Origin of the sequence: Leisingera sp. S232 (assembly GCF_049800895.1) — a bacterium.
Classification (GTDB): Bacteria; Pseudomonadota; Alphaproteobacteria; order Rhodobacterales; family Rhodobacteraceae; genus Leisingera.
On sequence record NZ_JBNAFX010000033.1, the window covers coordinates 1 to 20,350 of the forward strand.

A 20,350-nucleotide genomic window follows, 5' to 3' on the forward strand; every position below is an offset into this window, starting at 1 on the left:
ATGGCTAAGGAAAAGTTTGAACGTAATAAACCGCACGTCAACATCGGCACCATCGGCCACGTTGACCACGGCAAGACCACTCTGACCGCGGCGATCACCAAATACTTTGGTGACTTCAAAGCCTACGACCAGATCGACGGCGCCCCGGAAGAAAAAGCCCGCGGCATCACCATCTCGACCGCGCACGTGGAATATGAGACCGACAACCGCCATTACGCGCACGTCGACTGCCCCGGCCACGCTGACTATGTGAAGAACATGATCACCGGTGCGGCGCAGATGGACGGCGCGATCCTGGTTGTGAACGCAGCTGACGGCCCGATGCCGCAGACCCGCGAGCACATCCTGCTGGGCCGCCAGGTTGGCATCCCGAAGATGGTCGTGTTCATGAACAAAGTGGACCAGGTTGACGACGAAGAGCTCCTGGAGCTCGTCGAAATGGAAATCCGCGAACTGCTGTCTTCCTACGAGTACCCGGGCGACGATATTCCGATCGTTGCAGGCTCCGCTCTGGCGGCGATGGAAGGCAACAAGCCGGAAATCGGCGAAGAGAAGATCAAAGAGCTGATGGCGGCTGTTGATGACTACATCGACACCCCTGAGCGCGCTGTTGACCAGCCGTTCCTGATGCCGATCGAAGACGTGTTCTCGATTTCTGGCCGCGGCACCGTTGTGACCGGCCGTGTTGAGCGTGGCGTGATCAACGTTGGCGACTCGATCGAAATCGTTGGTATCCGTGACACTTCCACCACCACCTGTACCGGTGTGGAAATGTTCCGCAAGCTGCTGGACCGCGGTGAAGCAGGCGACAACATCGGCGCCCTGCTGCGTGGTGTGGACCGTGACGGCGTTGAGCGTGGCCAGGTTCTGTGTAAGCCGGGTTCCGTGAAGCCGCACACCAAGTTCGAAGCTGAGGCCTATATCCTCACCAAAGAAGAAGGTGGTCGCCACACCCCGTTCTTCGCGAACTACCGTCCGCAGTTCTACTTCCGCACCACCGACGTGACCGGCACCGTGACCCTGCCGGAAGGCACCGAGATGGTGATGCCGGGCGACAACCTGAAGTTCGACGTTGAGCTGATCGCGCCGATCGCGATGGAAAACGGCCTGCGCTTCGCGATCCGCGAAGGCGGCCGCACCGTCGGCGCCGGCGTCGTTTCCAAAATCACTGAGTAATTTTGGAAACCGTGGGCGGCAGGCGGTTTTCCAAAGGAAAATCGCCGGGAACCCGCACCGGTGAGATGAAAGAAAGGGCCTCCTTTGGGGGGCCCTTTTTCTATGCGCCGCGCAAACGTAGGGTGGGCAATCTGTCCGCATTCCAGACCACAGCAATCTCCAGCTGTCATCCTCTTTGTGGCAACGTTTGAACAGGGCAGGGACCGGCCTGGGGCCGGAGGCCGTCTTGCAAAAGCTCCGGCGGAGCTTTTGAGGCCAGAGGGAGCGCCAGCTCCGGGGCGCTGGGGGAGTCCTGCTCAAAAATTTGATGATTTAAAAGTTCGGTCTACTTCGAATCTCGGGACAGGTGGGGCTTTACGGGCCAGCTTTTCCAACTGATATCGTTGACCCTTAACAAAAGGGTTTTCGCAAAATTCCAGTGTGTTGATTGGCGCGCGCTTAATGTACTCGTGTATCTCCCACCGCAAAGTATTGAGTTGTTCAGAGATGTGGCTGGATTGGTAGAGGAACGCATGGTCGTGGTACCAACTTTGGAACTCCTCAAGGATTAGATACTCTTCGCCGTCTTGTAGAGTGACGCCGTGGCTTTCCATAATCTGCTTTATTTTCTGAGCATCGGAAGCCAGTCTTGTAAAGTTGTGCTTCTCTATATTGCCACAGATCTTAAGAACTTCGTGGCGAGGGGTTTTGAGTGTCACCTCTGCTTGTATCGAGGGGAACCAAGCGTTCTCGATAACAGCTTCTTCATCTAGCCAGTTTGCAAATGTCAGAACTGCGTTTTCAAGCGCTTCGCTATAAGTTGCGATTGTGGGCCCTCGGGAAATTTTCTTAAGGTAGAAAAGAAATGTTCCATCGGACCCGCAAACCTGTGGTTTGGAAGGGGGAAGCCCGAAGGGCATCAATTTGTCCGTTGCCTTCGACGGTTGAGGTGCAGAAAGAAAGTCAGACAGACGTATATTGAACAAAGCCGCATGCTCGGCAGTGCGAAAGAGAATGTGAGGCCAAGTAGGTTCCCAAGTCTCGGCGAACATAGAGTAGTTAACGATGCTATCAATAAGTTCACAAACGGCAGTTAAGGCGATCAATTCTCTATCGATGCCTGTGAGGTCGTGCATTTTGGTTCAATTCCTTCTGGACAAAGCCTGAGGAACTCAGGTTAAGTTCAAATGTTGTCCCTTAACCAACCCTGAAGTTCGACGTTGAGCTGATCGCGCCGATCGCGATGGAAAACGGCCTGCGCTTCGCGATCCGCGAAGGCGGCCGCACCGTCGGCGCCGGCGTCGTTTCCAAAATCACTGAGTAATTTTGGAAACCGTGGGCGGCAGGCGGTTTTCCAAAGGAAAATCGCCGGGAACCCGCACCGGTGAGATGAAAGAAAGGGCCTCCTTTGGGGGGCCCTTTTTCTATGCGCCGCGCAAACGTAGGGTGGGCAATCTGTCCGCATTCCAGACCACAGCAATCTCCAGCTGTCATCCTCTTTGTGGCAACGTTTGAACAGGGCAGGGACCGGCCTGGGGCCGGAGGCCGTCTTGCAAAAGCTCCGGCGGAGCTTTTGAGGCCAGAGGGAGCGCCAGCTCCGGGGCGCTGGGGGAGTCCTGCTCAAAAATTTGATGATTTAAAAGTTCGGTCTACTTCGAATCTCGGGACAGGTGGGGCTTTACGGGCCAGCTTTTCCAACTGATATCGTTGACCCTTAACAAAAGGGTTTTCGCAAAATTCCAGTGTGTTGATTGGCGCGCGCTTAATGTACTCGTGTATCTCCCACCGCAAAGTATTGAGTTGTTCAGAGATGTGGCTGGATTGGTAGAGGAACGCATGGTCGTGGTACCAACTTTGGAACTCCTCAAGGATTAGATACTCTTCGCCGTCTTGTAGAGTGACGCCGTGGCTTTCCATAATCTGCTTTATTTTCTGAGCATCGGAAGCCAGTCTTGTAAAGTTGTGCTTCTCTATATTGCCACAGATCTTAAGAACTTCGTGGCGAGGGGTTTTGAGTGTCACCTCTGCTTGTATCGAGGGGAACCAAGCGTTCTCGATAACAGCTTCTTCATCTAGCCAGTTTGCAAATGTCAGAACTGCGTTTTCAAGCGCTTCGCTATAAGTTGCGATTGTGGGCCCTCGGGAAATTTTCTTAAGGTAGAAAAGAAATGTTCCATCGGACCCGCAAACCTGTGGTTTGGAAGGGGGAAGCCCGAAGGGCATCAATTTGTCCGTTGCCTTCGACGGTTGAGGTGCAGAAAGAAAGTCAGACAGACGTATATTGAACAAAGCCGCATGCTCGGCAGTGCGAAAGAGAATGTGAGGCCAAGTAGGTTCCCAAGTCTCGGCGAACATAGAGTAGTTAACGATGCTATCAATAAGTTCACAAACGGCAGTTAAGGCGATCAATTCTCTATCGATGCCTGTGAGGTCGTGCATTTTGGTTCAATTCCTTCTGGACAAAGCCTGAGGAACTCAGGTTAAGTTCAAATGTTGTCCCTTAACCAACCCCAAACGCACCGCCCTCTCCAAACGCAACGGTTTCGCCGCGAAACCCCTTGCCACATGGGGCCACAGGGCGTATAGGGCGCAAGTTCGCTGATGCGAATTGGGGCGGGATGATTCCCGCCTTTTGGGTTCGATGAGGGGTTGCGGTGGTCGCAGGCCCTCCTCTCAACCTCAACGCCTCAATAAAGGCAGATGTAATGCAAAGCCAAAACATCCGTATCCGGCTGAAGGCATTCGATTACCGCGTGCTGGATGCCAGCACCCAGGAAATCGTCAACACAGCCAAGCGCACCGGCGCTCAGGTTCGTGGCCCGATCCCGATGCCCAACAAGATCGAGAAATTCACTGTTCTGCGTGGCCCCCACGTTGACAAGAAATCCCGCGATCAGTTCGAGATCCGCACGCACAAGCGTCTTCTCGACATCGTCGACCCGACACCGCAGACCGTGGACGCGCTGATGAAGCTCGACCTGGCCGCCGGCGTCGACGTCGAAATCAAGCTGCAGTCGTAAGATCGGAGGGTATTAGAGTATGCGTTCCGGAATTATCGCTAAGAAAGTGGGCATGACCCGCCTGTTCATGGAAGACGGCAAGCAGATCCCTGTGACCGTTCTGTCCCTGGACGGCCTGCAGGTCGTTGCTCAGCGCACCGAGGAAAAAGACGGCTACACCGCCGTTCAGCTGGGTGCAGGTTCCGCCAAGGCAAAGCGCACAAGCCAAGCCATGCGCGGTGTCTTCGCAGCTGCCAAGGTCGAACCCAAGCGCAAGCTGGTCGAATTCCGCGTTCCCGCGGATGGCCTGATCGAAGTCGGTGCCGAAATCTCGGCCGAACATTTTCTGGCTGGCCAGAAAGTGGACGTGACCGGCACCTCGATCGGTAAAGGTTTCGCCGGTGCCATGAAACGGCACAACTTCGGCGGCCTGCGCGCCTCGCACGGTGTGTCGATCTCGCACCGTTCGCACGGTTCGACCGGTCAGTGTCAGGACCCGGGCAAAGTCTTCAAAGGCAAGAAAATGGCCGGCCACATGGGCGCAGCCCGCGTGACCACCCAGAACCTGGAAGTTGTGAAAACCGACGCCGAGCGCGGCCTGGTCTTCATCAAAGGCGCCGTACCCGGCCCGAAATCCGGTTGGGTGACCGTCAAGGACGCCGTGAAGAAGAAAGCCCCCGAGGGCCTGCCTTTCCCGGCTGCTCTGAAAACTGCGGAAGTTGCCGCGGAAGGTGGTGAAGCATGAAACTTGACGTGATCAAACTGGACGGCGGCAAAGCGGGCGACATCGAACTGTCCGAAGACCTGTTCGGCCTGGAACCGCGTGCGGACATCCTGCACCGCGTGGTTCGCTGGCAGCGCAACAACGCGCAGGCCGGCACCCACAAGGTGAAGACCCGCTCCGAGACCTCCTACTCGACCAAGAAGATCTATCGCCAGAAGGGCACCGGCGGCGCACGCCACGGTGACCGCAACGCGCCGATCTTCCGCAAAGGTGGTATCTACAAAGGTCCGACCCCGCGTTCGCACGGCCACGATCTGACCAAGAAGTTCCGCAAGCTGGGCCTGCGCCATGCGCTGTCCGCCAAAGCCAAAGCGGGTGAGCTGGTCATCATCGAGGACGTGGCTTCCGAAGGCAAGACTGCCGCTCTGGCCAAGCAGGTGAAAAACCTGGGCTGGAAACGCGCTCTGGTCATCGACGGCGCTGCCGTGAACGAAGGCTTCCTGCAAGCGTCCCGCAACATCGAAGGTCTGGACATCCTGCCGACCATCGGTGCCAACGTCTATGACATCCTGAAGCGTGACACCCTGGTGATCACCAAAGCAGGTGTCGAAGCACTGGAGGCTCGCCTGAAATGAGCGCGAAAGCAGCACACTACGACGTGATCCGCAAGCCGATCATCACCGAGAAAACCACCATGGCGTCCGAAAACGGCGCAGTGGTGTTCGAAGTGGCAATCGATAGCAACAAGCCGATGATCAAAGAAGCTGTCGAAGCTCTCTTTGGCGTCAAGGTGAAAGCGGTCAACACCACTATCACCAAGGGTAAGGTCAAGCGTTTCCGCGGCCAGATGGGCCGTCGCAAGGACGTGAAGAAAGCCTATGTGACCCTGGAAGAAGGCAACACCATCGACGTGTCCACTGGACTCTGAGATTTGCCGCTCTGAAAAATTGAAAGGCCCTCGCGAAAGCGGGGGCCTTTTTCACATGCATAGACAGCGAGCCATTGGTCCTTGCATAAGGTGCCAAATCGCCCGGGTTCGACAAATGCGGCTGTTTTTGCAGCTGAGTGTGCGAGGCCGATTGTCGGCGGCCTCGCATGTCTATTGGGCCAGAGGCCGGATCAAAACAGAAAGTCGCCTGTGTCGCTGATCTCAATCGTGACCGTCGCAGTGTCCTGAGCGCCGGAAGGATCAGTTGCTGTATAGGTGAAAGTGTCAAATGCGCTTTCGCCTTCTGACAGGTGTTCAAACGCGCCGTCGCCAGAATAGGTGAAAGTCCCATCGTTGTTGTTGATCACAGACCCCTGTGTTCCAGTTGTGTCGACTGTGAAGATCGAGGCATCACCATCCTGGTCAAATACGTCAGCGGCAATAATAACTTCAGGGCTGTCTCCCTGGAAATTGCCTGCGGCAGAGATTTCGTCAAACCCGATTATACCTGCAGCATTGTCGGTAAAATCAATGCCGCTCATTTGGAAGGAATATTCGGCACTGCCGCCATCCACGTCGCCAGAGAAGGAGAACGCCGCATCGACGCCCGGGCCGGTCGTATCGAGGATGACAAACCAGTCGCCGTTGGTCGTCGTGCTGCCCGCATAGCCGGTTAGTTGGATTGTAGAAGCATCAACCTGGCTGATGGTGCCATCGTTTACAGTCCAGCCGCCAATCACCATATCGGCGTTGTTGCCGTTAATATGCATAACAGCGCCGTTGGCCGGTGCCACGTCTTCAATGGCGAGGTTGGTGGCATCGCGCGGGACAACCTGAATATCGCCTGTGTCCAGATCGATGACATACCAGGTGCCAATGTTGGGCACGGTCTGGCTGCCAGAGTTTTCGGTCAGGTCCAGCTCCGGGTCAGTGTTGGTGCTGGCTAAGACGTCTTCAGCTTCTGGTGCGGAATTTGACGGTGTGAAGATGCCGCTTGCAACATCATAGACGCCGTCGTCAAACTCCAGAATTTCGAAGTGTTTCAGAATGTCGTTTCCGTCAGTTCCGGACACCCGCAGGGAATTGCCCCGACCGCTTGTGATTTCATAGTCGACGAAAGAGCCGGAAAAAAACTGCGGTATCGGTTCCGTCATTTCCAAACAGGATATCGTCACCTAGACCGCCGGTAACCGTGTCGTTTCCATCACCGGCATTGATGCGGTCTGCCGCGCCGGAACCGGCAATAGTGTTATCGTCGTCGTCGCCATTAATGCGGTTGAACAGTTTTCCCCGGCCAGGACCGGAAAAAAGATTGCGCCCCATTGTAGTCTCCCTACTCCAAAAGTTTTATGCGTTACGCAGCGTAAGTGGTAGATGTGCTGACCGTCAACAAAGACGCCTTTTCATTTGGGGAAATAGAAGAAATCTCAGCTTGGAGTTGATCTATTGTTGAATTCATGGGGGCTAATAAGCTCTCCGATTGTGAAATGTTGATCCGGTGCTGCGAATAGCTGCCTATTAGGGTGCGGAAAGAGTGGCTGTTCAATAACGGCTGCGGATTTCAGCCGCGAAGGGGAAAACAGTCGGCATATCCGCAGGCTGTCTGGATAGGTAATGGACGCAATTCCGAGGTTGGCATAGCCACTTTGGCCGAACACGTCAGCAGCTGGGGTCATATGGCAGCTGGGGTCATATGAACGTGTTGGCTCCGGGAGCCGCTTGGGCTGCGTTGCTGGACGAAAAAGGCCCCGGGTCACCTCCGGGGCCTTCCACATTGTCCGGGCAGCTTTCGCGTTAAACCGGCCCGCTCATCCCTCCTGCAAATCCTCCGGCAGCAATGCTTTGGGGATGTTCTGATAACACACCGGGCGCAGGAAGCGGCGGATGGACAGGGTGCCCACGGAGGTTGCGCCAAAATTGGTGGAGGCCGGGTAGGGGCCGCCGTGGACCATGGTGTCGGAAACCTCAACCCCGGTGGGAAAGCCGTTGGCCAGCACCCGGCCGGCCTTGCGCTCCAGCACCGGCAGCAGGGTCTGACCCTGGCCGGTGTCGGCGTCGTCCAGATGCAGGGTGCAGGTCAGCTGGCCTTGTAATGCGCGGGCGATTTCCAGCATCTCGGCGTCGTCCTGGGCGGTGATCACCAGACCTAGCGGGCCAAAGACTTCCTCAGCCAGGATCTGGTTGTTCAGCCAGGTGCGGGCGTCGGTCATATAGAGATAGGGCGCGGCGGAGCGGGTGTCGCAACTGGTGGTCAACAGCGCGCGCACGCCTGTGGTGGCGGCGACGCGGCGTTGACCCTTGCGATAGGCGCCGGCGATGCCCTCGGTCAGCATGGTCTGGGGCGCGGACTGGGACAGGGCGGCGGTGGCGGTGTCGATGAAACGCGCCGCTTCGGCACCGGCTGGCAGCACGGCGATGCCGGGGTTGGTGCAGAACTGGCCCGCGCCCATGGTCAGCGAGGCGGCCCAGCCAGTAGCGATTTCCGCGCCGCGATTGGCGAGGGCGGCGGCGAGGATGAACATCGGGTTCACGGACCCTAGCTCGCCAAAGAAGGGGATCGGCTCTGGCCGTGCGGCGCAAAGGTCGAACAGGGCGCGCCCGCCTGCGAGGGAGCCGGTGAAGCCCACCGCCTTGATCAGCGGGTGCTGCACCAGCGCTGCGCCAAGCTCGTGGCTGTCGCCCTGGATCAGGCTGAAGACGCCGGGGTGGAACCCGCATTTGGTGATCGCGGCGAGGATGGCTTCGGCGACGATCTCGCCGGTGCCGGGGTGGGCGCTGTGACCCTTGACCACCACCGGGCAGCCGGCCGCCAGTGCTGCGGCGGTGTCGCCGCCGGCGGTGGAGAAGGCAAGCGGGAAGTTGGAGGCGCCAAACACTGCGACAGGCCCCAGCGGGCGCTGCATCATCCGCAGGTCGGGGCGGGGCAGCGGGGTGCGGTCCGGCAGCGCGGCGTCAAAGCGGCGGTCGAGGTAGTCGCCCGTCAGGATGTGATCAGCGAAGGTGCGCAGCTGGCCGGTGGTGCGGCCTCGCTCGCCCTGCAGGCGGGCCTCTGGCAGGCCGGTTTCCTGGCTGCCAATGGCGGTGATCTCCTTGGCGCGGGCCTCGATCTCATCGGCGATGGCGCTGAGGAAAGCAGCGCGTTCTGCCCGGTTGGCAGAGCCATAGCTGGCAAAGGCGTCCTCTGCGGCCTCCACCGCTGCGTTGATGTCACTGACGCGGCCAACGGAGAACGGATGGCTGGGGCCGCTGGCAGGGGCGGAGGGGAAGTGGGTTTCGCCGGCGCGCCAGGAGCCGGCAATCAGATGGTGTCCGTGCGGGGTGAACATGGGTGGGCCTCAGTCTCTGGGCTGCCGGGCAGCGCGGGGAAATTCAATACAGGATAATGGATACAAAATACGAGCGATGCAAGAGGCCAACAGCAATTTGCAGGGCTTTGGCTCAGGACGCTGACCGGGGGGTTAGCCCTCGGTTGCGGCGCGGTGCTCTGCCACCAGCGACAGGAGCTCTTCTTTGGTGCGGGAAATGTGATGAGTCAGCGCGGTGCAGGCGGCCTCGACATTGCGGGCCTTGGCCAGCTCCAGCAGGTCGCGGTGCTCTTTCTTGGCGGGTTCGCGCTGTTTCATCACGCTGAGGTGCATCCGCACAAAACGGTCACAGTGCAGGCTGATGCCCTGCAGCACCTCATCGGTCAGCTTGCGGTCTGCCGCAGCGTATAGCGCGGCGTGGTACTTGTGGTTGAGAGTCCCCCATTTGGCCACGTCATTGGCATCGTAAGATGCATCCATGTCGTCGAGAATCTGGGTGCAGCGGGTAAAATCCTCGGTTGTCATCGCGGGAATGGCGCGGCGGAACAGGTCTGCTTCCAGCAGGATGCGCAGGTCAAAGATCTCTGCGATCTCGCGCAGGGAATGTTTGGTGACAGCGGCACCGCGGTTGTTGGTGAACTGCACCAGCCCTTCGGCGTCCAGCCGCTTCAGCGCCTCGCGGATCGGCATGCGGGAGACGTCGTATTCCTCTGCCAGCGCCTCCTGCCGGATGGTTTCGCCCTCTGCCAGCTCGCCGCTGAGGATGCGTTCGCGCAGGTCGTTGGCAATCACTTCCGGGAGGGAGCTGCGGGTAACGGCGCGTTTGCCTGCCATGGGAGCCTCGTGATATCTGCTGTTCGTATTTTGGATACGCTAGCGGCTCTGGCCCGTTTCTACAAGCAATTGGCCTGATGTCCGGCGGGACGCGGGTGTTGCCACCCTGCAGCCGGTTTTTGTATCCAAAGCCAGGGCCGAAACCGTCAGGCACCCCAGGTGTCACTGAGACGGTAGCCGCCGGGCCAGGGATCGTCCGGGTCGAGCATGTGCTGGTGGATGCCGGTGATCCAGCCGCGGCCGCTGAGTTCCGGCACGATCGCCGGGCGGGCGCCCACCGTGGTCTGCTCAACGATGCGGCCAGTGAAGCGGGAGCCGATGATGGATATCGCTTCAAACGTTTGGTCCGCTGTCATCTGCCCTTTGGCCAGCATCAGCGCCATCCGGGCCGAAACTGCAGTGCCGGTGGGAGAGCGATCCACCTTGCCCGGCTGGATGGCAACGGCAGAGCGGCTGCTGAGGCCGGTTTCCGTTTGCTCCAGCGGGCCGCAGAAGGCGCAGAAGGAAATGTGGGTCCAGTCCGGGTTCTCTGGATGGGTGAAACCCAGCTGCGCATTGGCGGCCTTTAGAATGCGGGTGCCCGTCTGGGCGATCTGCTTGGCGTTTGCCTCTGTGATTTCCAGCTCCAGATCGGCGGCCTGCACCACCACGAAACTGTCGCCGCCATAGGCGGTATCGACAGTCAGCGTGCCGATGCCCGGCACATCCAGGACAGCACCGATTTCACCGGCAAAGCTTGGCACATTCTTCACGAAGATCCGCTCTGCCTTGCCGTTCCGGCATTCGGCACGCACCCGCACCAGCCCGCCGGGGGCCTCCAGCACCAGATGGGTTTCCGGTTCCTGCATCGGAAGGATGCCTCCGTCCAACAGCACGGTGGAGACGCAGATCGAGTTGGAGCCGGACATCGGCGGGGTGTATTCCGGTTCCATGATGATAAACCCCATATCGGCCTCTGGGTGCTTGGGCGGCACCAGCAGGTTCACATGGCGGAACACGCCGCCGCGCGGTTCGTTCAGGACGAAATTGCGCAAAGTCTGGTCCTGATCAATGAAAGCGCGTTGCTGCCACAGGGTTTCGCCTGGCGGCGGTGCAACGCCGCCCACGATGACATCGCCCACCTCGCCCTCTGCATGGGCGGAGATCACATGGATTGTCTTGCTGCTGCGCATCGTTGCTTTGTTCCTTCGGGTTAAAACCGGGTGGCGGCATAGGGCTGCAACGGCAGTGTCGAAGCACGGTTCAGGGCCAGATCCGCGACCAGTTCTGCAGTGCCCGCTGCCTGGGTCAAGCCTAAATGGCCGTGGCCGAAGGCATAGATCACTCCGGGCGCGCGGGCAGAGCGGCTGATCACCGGCAGGCTGTCGGGCAACGAGGGGCGAAAGCCCATCCATCGGGTGCCGCCAGAGGTGTCGAGCTCCGGTAGGAAGCGCTTGGCTTTTTCCAGCAGAATATCTGCGCGGCGGTAGTTGGGCGGCAGTTTCAGCCCGCCCAGTTCCACGGCGCCGCCGACCCGCACGCCGCCGCTGATCCGGGTGACGACAAAACCATGCGCCGGGAAGGTCAGATGGGTTTTCAGGCCAAAGGCGCCGGGCGGCAGGGTGGTGTTGTAGCCGCGCTCAGTCTCCAGCGGGATGTTTTCACCCAGGGTGCGGGCCAGGTGATGCGACCAGGCCCCGCAGGCGGTCACGATTTGGCTGGCGGAGACCGGCCCGTCCTTGGTCTGGGCCACGGTTCGCCCGCCTTCGCTGCGCAGGGCTGTCACTTCAGCGGTGTCTATGCGGCCGCCGCGCGCCACAAAGGCCTGCGCCAGATGTTCTGCCCAGGTTTTGGGGTTTACGGTATTCATCCAGTCGGGGGTAAAGGCGGCATGGGTAAAGCACTGCGCCAGGCCGGGCTGGATGACTGCAATTGCCTCCGGGCTGCGCAGCAGATCAAAGCGGATGCCATGTTCGCGGCGCAGCTGCCAATCGGGCAGGGCCGCCCGGAAGGCTGTCTCGCCCTCGTACAGCTGCAATTGTCCCTCGCGCTGCATCAGCAGCGTGCCGTCCACATCGGCGATCTGGCGTTCCAGCGCGGCGCGGGAATGGGCCATCAGCAACACCTGCGCCTGCAGCGCCGCCTGATAGCGGCTGCGCCAGCTGGCGCGCCAGAACCGCAGCATCCAGGGTGCGATCCGCAGCGCATAGGCGGGCGGCACTGACAAGGGCCCCAGCGGGTCCAGCAGCCATTTCGGCGCCTTGCGCAGGATGCCGGGTGTGGCCAGCGGCACGATGTCGGTAAAGGCAAAGGCGCCTGCGCTGGCCGCCGAGGCCTCTGCCGCGACGCCCTTGCGGTCCAGGATACGCACGCGGAGCCCCTGTTTTTGCAGCTCCAGCGCAGCGCTGAGACCGATGATGCCGGCGCCGATGACGAGGATATCGTCTGTGTCTGTGTCTGTGTCTGTCACGGTCATGTCAGGTCCTTTTACAATCCGACCAGCAGTCCGACCAGCAGGGAGGGCAGCCAGGTTGCCAGCTCTGGCACCAGCAGGAAGGCTGCAGGAACCGGGCCCTGTGCGGCCATAAGGGGCAGCACCCTGCGGTAGATAGGGCCATAGGTCATGTCCTTGGGTGCGATGGAGCGCAGGTGGAAGATCGCGGGCGCCATCGGCCGTGTCAGATAGGAGGTCTGGATCACCGCCAGCACCAGGCTTCGCCGACGGCGGCGGTCATCTTGCATGCGACTTCTGCGGCGGCGGTGGCTGCGGCTGTGAAATGCATGACAATATCCTTTCTTCTGCTGTTGGCCGGCCCGAGTTTCCGTCCCGGACCTTGGTTGATGATGTTCAGGCGGCGGCTTCCCCGCTGTTGGAGATGCCGTTTCGAAAGGGATCATCGGGGCTGAAGAACAGCTTGCCCTCACCCATCACAAAGGCCTGTCCGCTGAGCGTGGGGATCACACCGCCATTCCCCCCAGGCTGATAGGACAGGCGGTAGGGGGAGCCGATGATGCTTTCCTGGATGATCTCCTGACCCGGTTGCAGCCGTCCCGCCGCCGCCAGGCAGGCCAGCCGGGCAGAGCTGCCGGTGCCGCAGGGGGAGCGGTCATAGGTGTCGTCCGGGCACAGCACGAAGTTGCGGCTGTGGATGCCGTCGCGCGGGGAGGGGCCTTGGAAAATCACGTGGTCGATGGGTTCACCATTCTCGCCACCTACGCCCTGGGCATTGGCTGCAGTGCGGATGGCGATGGCGTGATCGGTCAGGGCGCGGATGTTTTCCGGGCGCAGGGGCAGCGGGCTGGGCTCGACGATGAAGAACCAGTTGCCACCATAGGCGACATCACCTGTCACGGTGCTGCCATCCGGCAGGGTGACTCTGGCTGCGGCGGTGACGCGGCAGCTCTCAACGTTGGTGACGGTGACGGTATTGGCATCCTCCAGCCGCACCGTCACCGTGCCTGCGGGGGTCTCGATACGGTGACAGCCGGGGGTGATCCGGCCCAGATGGGCCAGTGTTACCGCCAGCCCGATGGTGCCATGGCCGCACATGCCCAGTACCGCGTCGGCGTCAAAATAGATAACGCCGGTTGCACAAGCCGGATCCCTAGGCGGCACCAGCAGCGCGCCGACCATGGCGGGCTGTCCGCGCGGCTCGCGCATCACCGCGCGGCAGAAGCCCATGTGCTCCTGTGCCAGCCGCCGGGCGCGTTCGGCCAGCGGTCCGGTCCCCAGATCAGGGCCGCCATTCAGGATGACCCGTGTCGGCTCGCCGCCGGTATGGCTGTCGACTACATGCATTCGGCGATGATCCCACCCTGTGTCGACCAGTCTGCGAACCAGGTGCGAAACAGCCTGTACTGCTGTTCGCAATAGTTGCGCTGGGCGTCCGACAGTTCGTCTGTCTCGTTGAAATGCAGGCGGTAGCTGTCCTCGCCGTTCAGCACCAGAAGGTGCTTGTAATAAAGGATCAGGTCCGGGCCTTCGTCGAAGGTGGACAGAACATGGATCGCGTCGGTCAGCTCCTGCGCGCGGACGCGGGCCTCGGCATGGCCCGCAGCCGCCAGTTTCGACAGGCGCGCCAGCAGCAGCGCCTCTTGCGGCAGGGCGCAGCCGATGCCGGTGATTGAGCCGGTGGCGCCGCAGTTGACAAAGCCATGGTAGACCTCGGTGTCGACGCCAACCATCAGCGTCACCTGATCGTCCTGGCTGGTGATATGTTCGGCTGCATAGCGCAGGTCGTCCTTGCCGCCGAACTCCTTGAAGCCGATCAGGTTCTTATGTTCTGCGCGCAGGGCAAAGAACAGCTCAGCCCGGGTGGCAAAGCCGTAGTAGGGGCTGTTGTAGATGATGGCCGGCACGTTTGGCGCCGCGTCCAGAATGGCCGTGAAGTGGTTTTTCTGCGCCGCCACGGATGTGCCGCGGGACAGCACACGCGGGATCACCATCAGGCCGGACGCGCCGACCTCCTGGGCGTGGCGGGCGTGATCGACGGCGGATTTGGTGTTGATGGCACCGGTGCCGACCACAACCGGCAGCCCGGCGGCGGCGAGGCGGGCGACGCCCTCCATCCGCTGTTCATCCGTCAGCAGCGGCCAGTCGCCCATAGAGCCGCAATAGACCACTGCCGACATGCCCGCAGCGATCATCTCTTCGCCCTTTTTGACCAGCGCGTCGAAATTCGGGGTGCGGTCCGGGTTGCAGGGGGTCATCAGGGCCGGCATGGTGCCGGTGAAGACGTTTGTAGACATTATCCAATTTCTCCAGTTGGGGGCAGGCCGCCGCTGGGAGGCACGGCAGCCTGGGGGGGGAAGGGGTCAGCGCACGTTGGCGAGGAATTTGCGGGTGTGTTCGGACCGGGCGTCGCCGAAGATCTGGGCGGGTGGGCCGATCTCCTCCATCACGCCCTGATGAAAAAAGGCCACCCGGTCGGAGACATCGCGGGCAAAGCCCATCTCATGGGTGACGCAGATCATCGTCATGCCTTCGTCTGCCAAGAGGCGCATGGTATCCAGCACCTCGCCCACCAGTTCGGGGTCGAGCGCAGAGGTCGCCTCGTCAAACAGCATGTATTCCGGCTCCATCGCTAGCGCGCGGGCTATTGCCAGTCGCTGCTGCTGGCCGCCGGACAGGGCGCCGGGATAGACGTCCAGCTTTTCGCCCAGCCCCACATGCTGCAGCTGTTTGGCGGCAATGTCGCGGGCCTCGGCCTTGGGTTTGCCTTTGACGATGCGCGGCGCCAGCGCCACGTTTTCCAGCGCCGTCAGATGCGGAAAGGAATTCCACTGCTGGAATACCATGCCCAGCTTCTGGCGTAGCGTGTTGATGTCGGTGCCTTTAGCATGAACATCGGTGCCGTCGACGGTGACCGTGCCGTCCTGGATCGCTTCCAGCCCGTTGATGCAGTAAAGCAGCGTCGATTTGCCAGAGCCGGAGGCGCCGATGACAGAGAGCACTTCGCCCTTCTGCACATCCAGGTCGATGCCTTTCAGAACGTGCAGAGCGCCGAAATATTTATGAAGGTCGCGGATGGAAATCATTGGGCCCACCTGTTTTCGAGATATGTGGCGTAGCGGGAAACCGGATAGGACAGCGCGAAATAGAAGGCGCCGGCCAGGGCAAGGATCAGGAACGGCTCCTGGGTACGGGTGATCAGGATCTGGCTGGCTTTTAACAGCTCGACATAGCCAAGCACCGAGACCAGCGCGCTGTCTTTCATCACCCCCAGCGCAACGCCGACCCAGGACGGGAACACCGCCCGCCCGCCGATTGGCAGCACCACATGGCGCAGGTCCTGCCAGTAGCTCAGCCCGAGGCTGCGTCCGGCGCGGCGCATCGGGGCGCCCACTGCCTCGATCCCGCCGCGGGCCACATTGGCCACCAGCGCCGCAGTATAGACGGTCAGGATCACGGTGCCGGAGGCAAAGGGGTCGAGGTTCAGCCCCACGATGGGGGCAAAATTGTAAAACAGAACCAGCTGGATGATCAGTGGCACCGAGCGGAACACGTCCAGCACCGGCGCCAGTGTCAGGGCTGTGGCGCGGCGGCCCTCGTACAGCATCCAGCCGAACAGGGTACCCAGCACCGTGCCGAGCGAGATCGACAGGACGGAAATCCACAGCGTGCGCAGCGCCGCCTCGCCCATGTACCACAGGTCATTGGGAGCAAAGCCGCTGAAAAACTTGAGTGTCGGTTCCATGGCGCGCCCCCTTAGTACCGGAACAGCCGGGCGGCCATCAGCCGCGAGCTGAGCAGGATCACCTTGACGATGGCGTAGTAGATCACCGCCGTGACGGCGAAGTATTCAAAGATGCGGAAGCTGCGGGAGGCAAAGAACTGGGTCTCGCCCGAGAGTTCGCGGAAACCCACCAGCATCCCCAGCGAAGACATCAGCACCGCCCAGACCATCTGGTTGGTGATCGGGTGGTAGACGATGCGGAACACCTGCGGGATCACCACGCGGCTGTAGGCCTGCCAGGGTGTCATGCCAAGGCTGCGGGAGGCGCGGATCTGGGTTTCCGGCACCGCCTTGAAACCGCCGCGAAAGTTTTCCGCCAGGTAGCCTGCGCAGTTGAACGTGAGCCCTGCCAGCACGATCAGATAAGGCGACAGATGCAGGCCAAAAGCGCCAAGTCCGAAGCCGAAGAAGAACAGCTGGAACAGCGCGGGCGTGTTGCGGGCCAGCTCCACCCAGACGGTGGCGAACCAGTAGACCGGTCCCCGAAGGTGCAGCCGTGCCAGCGCCAGGCAAAGGCCGATCACAATGCCAAGCACCATCGCCAGCACTGCCACCTGCAGTGTCAGGGCGGCTGCTTCCAGCAGGTCGGGCAGGCTTTTCATCACCGGCCGCCAGTGAAAATTATAGTCGAACATGTGGGGGTATGCTCCCTAGCCCCTGCCAGCCGCCGGGAGAGCGCGGCTGGCAAGGGCGGGTTTCACTGTTGGGTCAGTACAACACGCCGGGGATGCGCAGCTCGGGTGCTTCACTGCCGACATATTTGCCCCACAGTTCGCTGTAGCGGCCCGATCGTACCTGATGGGTCACAAACAGGTTCAGGAAGTTGATCCAGGTGACATCCTCGCGCTTGCCAACGACCGAGGTGTAATCGGTGGTCCAGGGCATCCGCGGGCCGGCCGCCAGGGTGTCATACTGCTGGGTCACCGGCAGCACCGCGGTGTTGGTGGTCAGGCCGATGTCCGCCTTGCCCTGCGCCACCGCCAGGAACACCTCATTCTCGGACTGATAGCCCTGATAGTTGTCCTCTTCACCCCATTCGGCGGCGATCTTCAGCCATTCCTGTTCCGGCACGGTGCCGATGGCGCCGGCCACTCGCTTGCCCTTGATGTCCTCGAATGTCTCGATGCCGCTTTCGGTGTTGATGACGCCCTGCGCAAAATAGATTGCGTAGGGAATGGTGAAACCGACGGTGCGCGCCCGGGCCAGGCTGTCGGAGGTGGCGCCGAACACCACATCAGCGCGTCCCGTCACGATGGCGGGCAGGCGCTCGGCCCAGGTGACCGGCAGGATTTCGGCGTCCACTTCCAGCGCCGCCGCCAGATCGTGGCAGTAATCAACGTCAAAGCCAGCCGGTTCGTTATTGGCATCGCGGTAGCCGATCGGCGGGAAATCCAGCACCACGCCGCAGCGCAGGGTGCCGCGGTCCACCACATCATCCAGCGTGTCCGCAAGGACAGGTGCCAAAGGCACCAAGGCAAGCGCCGCAGCCGCGGCCAGCGATTTGAACATGAGATCCTCCTGTCGGTGTTTGTTATGGAGAATCAAATATAGGATATTGGATACAAAAACTACAAATATGTGAGATCCTTGAGTTTCCGAAATAATTTCAGAATGTTAGACGCATTCTTCCCGCCGCTTTCGGCAGGACAGCGCGGCAGCGGGCAAGCCGCCGCCGCGCTATCACAGGGGGTTCTGCCTGTCAGAGGCCGGTTTTCTCCTCAAAGCCCGGACCCTTGAACCGGCGCACGCCTGCCAATCTGGCAGAGATTTCCAGCTGCTGTTCGGCCTGGCCGTCGATCCAGGCCTGTGGAGTATAGATTTTCGTGATGGTGCCGCCGCTGTTTTCAGCGTGCAGGCCGCCATCGCGGACAGAATTGCCCATGATGTTTTTCCAGTAATCGAGTTCTGATGCGCTGGCTGGTCTGCCAGCAAACAGGATCGCGCCGGTCCGGAAATCGGATCAGCCGCGGATCAGCCCCCAAGGGGCAAAACGGTCAAAATACATGTGATGCCCTTTCCTGCTGAGGGGTTTCGATGAGGACCGGAAAGTCCCCTGGAAGACCCGCTGTTTAACCCCCTGCAGGGCGTCTGCGAAGCAGGCAAATCAGGCCGCCCAAGCGCTGTGGCTTTTGGGGAGCAATAGTGTTGCGATTTTGCGCAGCGGTCGGCGGGGATTCGCTAGGACTTTCTTAGGATCGGAACCCTATTGGAAAGAGGAAGACGGCCCGAAATTGAAGGACCCCACTAAAAATGCCAGCCTTTTTCTATCGACTGCCGGTGCGGATTTACGCATTGGCTGCGCTTGCCCTCAGCCTGATGGCGACGCTGACCTTTCTGCTGCTTTGGCAGTCCGTAAAAAATGCATATGAGATGCGTTATTCTGAGCTGCATAACGTCACCGACGCGGCGGTCAGCCTGTTGCACGACCTGGAGGAGGGCGTCAAATCCGGCCGCTTTACAGAGCAGGAGGCCCGCGATATCGGCCGCGAACGGCTGACCGCGCTGAAGTTCGGCGGGTCTGGCTATGTGTTTGTCTTTGACCACGATCTGGTGGTTCAGGCGCATCCGGTGATGCCGGACTGGGTGGGCACCAATCAGGGGGCCTTCAAAGATGTGACCGGCATCAAGGTCTTCGAGGAGCTGGAGAAGATTGCTGCTTCCAAGGGGGCAGGGGAGCTGACCTATTACTTCAAGAAACCCGGGTCCGATGTGGTGGAAGCCAAAATCGGTTATGTACAGGCCTACAAACCCTGGGGCTGGATTGTCGGCACCGGTGCCTATGTTGCTGATATCGAGGCAGGGGTTTCCGTGATGCGCACCGAGGCGCTGATCATTTTCGGGATCAGCCTTCTGACCCTGGCGGTTTCGGCCTATTTCATCACCGGCAGCGTCACCGGTCCGCTCAACGGGTTGAAAACCCGCATGCAGACAATGGCGGATGGCGATACCAGCAGCGAAATCCCGTCAGCCAATGCGCGCAGCGAACTGGGGGAGATCGCCCAGAGCCTTGATGTGTTCCGTCAGGCGCTGATCCGCCAGCAGGAGCTGGAAGACGCGGAACACGCCCTGAATGACAAGCGCAGCAGGGTTGTGGGGGTGCTTAGCAGCAAACTGTCGGCGCTGTCCCACGGCGATCTGACGGCACAGATCACAGAGGTGTTTCCCGAGGACTATGAGCAGCTGCGCCAGGATTTCAATGCCACTGCCAAGAACCTCAGCGGCACGGTGGAGCAGGTGATCGCCGCCGCCTCCAGCATCCGCAGCGGTGCTGCCGAGATCAGTCAGGCGTCTGACGACCTGTCGCACCGCACCGAGAGCCAGGCGGCGACGCTGGAGCAGACGGCGGCGGCACTGGATGAGCTGACAGCAAGCGTGAAATCCGCCGCCGAGGGCGCCCGCAGCGTCGAGGCCACCATGGATGAAGCCAAGGAAGAAGCCCGGACCAGCGGCGAAGTGGTGCAAAGCGCGGTTTCTGCCATGACCGAGATCGAGGAAAGCTCGACCAAGATCAGCCAGATCATCAGCGTCATTGACGACATTGCCTTCCAGACCAACCTTCTGGCGCTGAACGCAGGCGTTGAGGCTGCGCGCGCAGGCGAGGCAGGCCGCGGATTTGCGGTTGTGGCTTCGGAAGTGCGGGCGCTGGCGCAGCGGTCGTCAGACGCGGCGATGGAGATCAAGGTGCTGATCTCCGACAGCTCTGGCCAGGTTGCGCGCGGTGTGGATCTGGTGGGCAAGGCGGGTGACGCGCTGCAAAGCATTGTCAGCCAGGTCAGCCATATCTCGCAGCTGGTGTCCGGCATTGCCGAAGGCGCGGCGGAGCAGTCCACCGGCCTGAACGAGATCAACACCGGCGTCACCCAGCTGGATCAGGTGACCCAGCAGAACGCGGCAATGGTGGAAGAAGCGACCGCCGCCGGCCATATGCTGAAAACAGATGCCTCCAAGCTGAGCGATCTGGTTGCCCATTTCAAGATTGCAGGCGGCAGCCAGCCAGCAGCCCCGGCGGCCCCGGCCAGGGCTGCAAGACCGCCGGCGCCAGCCCCGACGGCCCATGGCAATGAGGATTGGGGCATGCCGCCGGCGCCCCAGCCCGCGCTCCAGCCTGCCGCTGCAGCGGCCAGCGGCAACGCAGCCCGTGATCTGTGGCAGGACTTCTGACCGGGGCGCATTGAAAGCAAAAACGCCCG

Annotated in this window: 22 protein-coding genes and 1 pseudogene; 7 read left to right on the top strand and 16 right to left on the bottom strand. The window is 60.7% G+C overall.

The features are described 5' to 3' along the window. Nucleotides 1-1,176, top strand: a 1,176-nt coding sequence (gene tuf / locus ACP151_RS16925; RefSeq protein WP_424980071.1) for an elongation factor Tu, incomplete at its 5' end; no start/stop codon positions are given. Nucleotides 1,177-1,472: 296 nt separating this feature from the next. Here the strand turns inward: tuf and ACP151_RS16930 are convergent. Further along, a complete protein-coding gene (locus ACP151_RS16930; RefSeq protein ID WP_424980072.1) occupies nucleotides 1,473-2,291 on the bottom strand; it encodes a hypothetical protein in 819 nt (272 codons plus the stop codon). 71 nt (nucleotides 2,292-2,362) lie between these two features. Here ACP151_RS16930 and ACP151_RS16935 point away from each other — a divergent pair. Further along, a pseudogene (locus ACP151_RS16935) lies at nucleotides 2,363-2,479 on the top strand (hypothetical protein); the annotation flags it as partial. 296 nt (nucleotides 2,480-2,775) lie between these two features. Here ACP151_RS16935 and ACP151_RS16940 read toward each other — a convergent pair. Beyond that, nucleotides 2,776-3,594, bottom strand: a complete 819-nt coding sequence (locus ACP151_RS16940) for a hypothetical protein (protein WP_424980072.1) — start codon at nucleotides 3,592-3,594, stop codon at nucleotides 2,776-2,778. Nucleotides 3,595-3,860: 266 nt separating this feature from the next. On the opposite strand from ACP151_RS16940, the gene rpsJ reads away from it, so the two are divergent. From rpsJ to ACP151_RS16960, 4 genes are read left to right on the top strand one after another with little or no spacing between them, the layout of a single operon-like run. Further along, a complete protein-coding gene (gene rpsJ, locus ACP151_RS16945; protein WP_019298501.1) occupies nucleotides 3,861-4,175 on the top strand; it encodes a 30S ribosomal protein S10 in 315 nt (104 codons plus the stop codon). A gap of 19 nt (nucleotides 4,176-4,194) precedes the next feature. Beyond that, nucleotides 4,195-4,899 (top strand): 50S ribosomal protein L3, encoded by a 705-nt coding sequence (gene rplC, locus ACP151_RS16950; RefSeq protein WP_019298500.1) that lies wholly within the window; start codon nucleotides 4,195-4,197, stop codon nucleotides 4,897-4,899. Beyond that, complete coding sequence (gene rplD, locus ACP151_RS16955) at nucleotides 4,896-5,513, top strand: 50S ribosomal protein L4 (RefSeq protein ID WP_424980073.1); 618 nt, start codon at nucleotides 4,896-4,898, stop codon at nucleotides 5,511-5,513. Before rplC ends, rplD begins: the two co-directional genes overlap by 4 nt. Next, nucleotides 5,510-5,806, top strand: coding sequence for a 50S ribosomal protein L23 (locus ACP151_RS16960; RefSeq protein WP_424980074.1), 297 nt, complete (start codon nucleotides 5,510-5,512; stop codon nucleotides 5,804-5,806). The genes rplD and ACP151_RS16960 overlap by 4 nt, the downstream gene beginning before the upstream one ends. A 191-nt stretch (nucleotides 5,807-5,997) precedes the next feature. On the opposite strand, the gene ACP151_RS16965 is transcribed toward ACP151_RS16960, so the two are convergent. From ACP151_RS16965 to ACP151_RS17030, 14 genes are all read right to left on the bottom strand, one after another. Beyond that, on the bottom strand, nucleotides 5,998-6,879 hold the full coding sequence (locus tag ACP151_RS16965; protein ID WP_424980075.1) for an Ig-like domain-containing protein: 882 nt from the start codon (nucleotides 6,877-6,879) through the stop codon (nucleotides 5,998-6,000). A gap of 31 nt (nucleotides 6,880-6,910) precedes the next feature. Continuing rightward, nucleotides 6,911-7,129 (bottom strand): calcium-binding protein, encoded by a 219-nt coding sequence (locus tag ACP151_RS16970; RefSeq protein ID WP_424980077.1) that lies wholly within the window; start codon nucleotides 7,127-7,129, stop codon nucleotides 6,911-6,913. 485 nt (nucleotides 7,130-7,614) lie between these two features. Then, entirely contained in the window at nucleotides 7,615-9,132 is a 1,518-nt protein-coding gene (locus ACP151_RS16975) for an aldehyde dehydrogenase (NADP(+)) (protein WP_424980079.1), read from the bottom strand. Nucleotides 9,133-9,264: 132 nt separating this feature from the next. After that, nucleotides 9,265-9,945, bottom strand: a complete 681-nt coding sequence (locus tag ACP151_RS16980) for a GntR family transcriptional regulator (RefSeq protein ID WP_424980081.1) — start codon at nucleotides 9,943-9,945, stop codon at nucleotides 9,265-9,267. A gap of 146 nt (nucleotides 9,946-10,091) precedes the next feature. Continuing rightward, complete coding sequence (locus ACP151_RS16985) at nucleotides 10,092-11,117, bottom strand: trans-3-hydroxy-L-proline dehydratase (protein ID WP_424980082.1); 1,026 nt, start codon at nucleotides 11,115-11,117, stop codon at nucleotides 10,092-10,094. A 20-nt stretch (nucleotides 11,118-11,137) separates the two neighbouring features. Further along, entirely contained in the window at nucleotides 11,138-12,400 is a 1,263-nt protein-coding gene (locus tag ACP151_RS16990) for an NAD(P)/FAD-dependent oxidoreductase (protein ID WP_424980084.1), read from the bottom strand. 11 nt (nucleotides 12,401-12,411) lie between these two features. After that, nucleotides 12,412-12,666 carry a hypothetical protein gene (locus ACP151_RS16995; protein WP_424980085.1) on the bottom strand — a complete coding sequence of 85 codons (255 nt, stop codon included), beginning with the start codon at nucleotides 12,664-12,666 and terminating at the stop codon, nucleotides 12,412-12,414. Nucleotides 12,667-12,772: 106 nt separating this feature from the next. Then, on the bottom strand, nucleotides 12,773-13,723 hold the full coding sequence (locus ACP151_RS17000) for a proline racemase family protein (protein ID WP_424980087.1): 951 nt from the start codon (nucleotides 13,721-13,723) through the stop codon (nucleotides 12,773-12,775). Next, a complete protein-coding gene (locus tag ACP151_RS17005; RefSeq protein WP_424980088.1) occupies nucleotides 13,714-14,673 on the bottom strand; it encodes a dihydrodipicolinate synthase family protein in 960 nt (319 codons plus the stop codon). Before ACP151_RS17005 ends, ACP151_RS17000 begins: the two co-directional genes overlap by 10 nt. 66 nt (nucleotides 14,674-14,739) lie before the next feature. Beyond that, nucleotides 14,740-15,462 (bottom strand): amino acid ABC transporter ATP-binding protein, encoded by a 723-nt coding sequence (locus tag ACP151_RS17010; RefSeq protein ID WP_424980089.1) that lies wholly within the window; start codon nucleotides 15,460-15,462, stop codon nucleotides 14,740-14,742. Next, nucleotides 15,459-16,121, bottom strand: coding sequence for an amino acid ABC transporter permease (locus ACP151_RS17015; RefSeq protein ID WP_424980090.1), 663 nt, complete (start codon nucleotides 16,119-16,121; stop codon nucleotides 15,459-15,461). Before ACP151_RS17015 ends, ACP151_RS17010 begins: the two co-directional genes overlap by 4 nt. An 11-nt stretch (nucleotides 16,122-16,132) precedes the next feature. Next, nucleotides 16,133-16,795: an amino acid ABC transporter permease gene (locus ACP151_RS17020; RefSeq protein ID WP_424980091.1), complete on the bottom strand. Its 663-nt coding sequence runs from the start codon at nucleotides 16,793-16,795 to the stop codon at nucleotides 16,133-16,135. A gap of 73 nt (nucleotides 16,796-16,868) precedes the next feature. Continuing rightward, the gene (locus tag ACP151_RS17025) at nucleotides 16,869-17,669 is read right to left on the bottom strand and encodes a transporter substrate-binding domain-containing protein (RefSeq protein ID WP_424980093.1); all 801 of its coding nucleotides are present in this window, start codon (nucleotides 17,667-17,669) and stop codon (nucleotides 16,869-16,871) included. A 190-nt stretch (nucleotides 17,670-17,859) separates the two neighbouring features. Continuing rightward, nucleotides 17,860-18,042, bottom strand: coding sequence for a hypothetical protein (locus ACP151_RS17030; RefSeq protein ID WP_424980095.1), 183 nt, complete (start codon nucleotides 18,040-18,042; stop codon nucleotides 17,860-17,862). A 368-nt stretch (nucleotides 18,043-18,410) separates the two neighbouring features. Here ACP151_RS17030 and ACP151_RS17035 point away from each other — a divergent pair, with 368 nt between their 5' ends. Continuing rightward, nucleotides 18,411-20,321 carry a methyl-accepting chemotaxis protein gene (locus ACP151_RS17035; RefSeq protein WP_424980096.1) on the top strand — a complete coding sequence of 637 codons (1,911 nt, stop codon included), beginning with the start codon at nucleotides 18,411-18,413 and terminating at the stop codon, nucleotides 20,319-20,321. Nucleotides 20,322-20,350 lie beyond the last annotated feature (29 nt).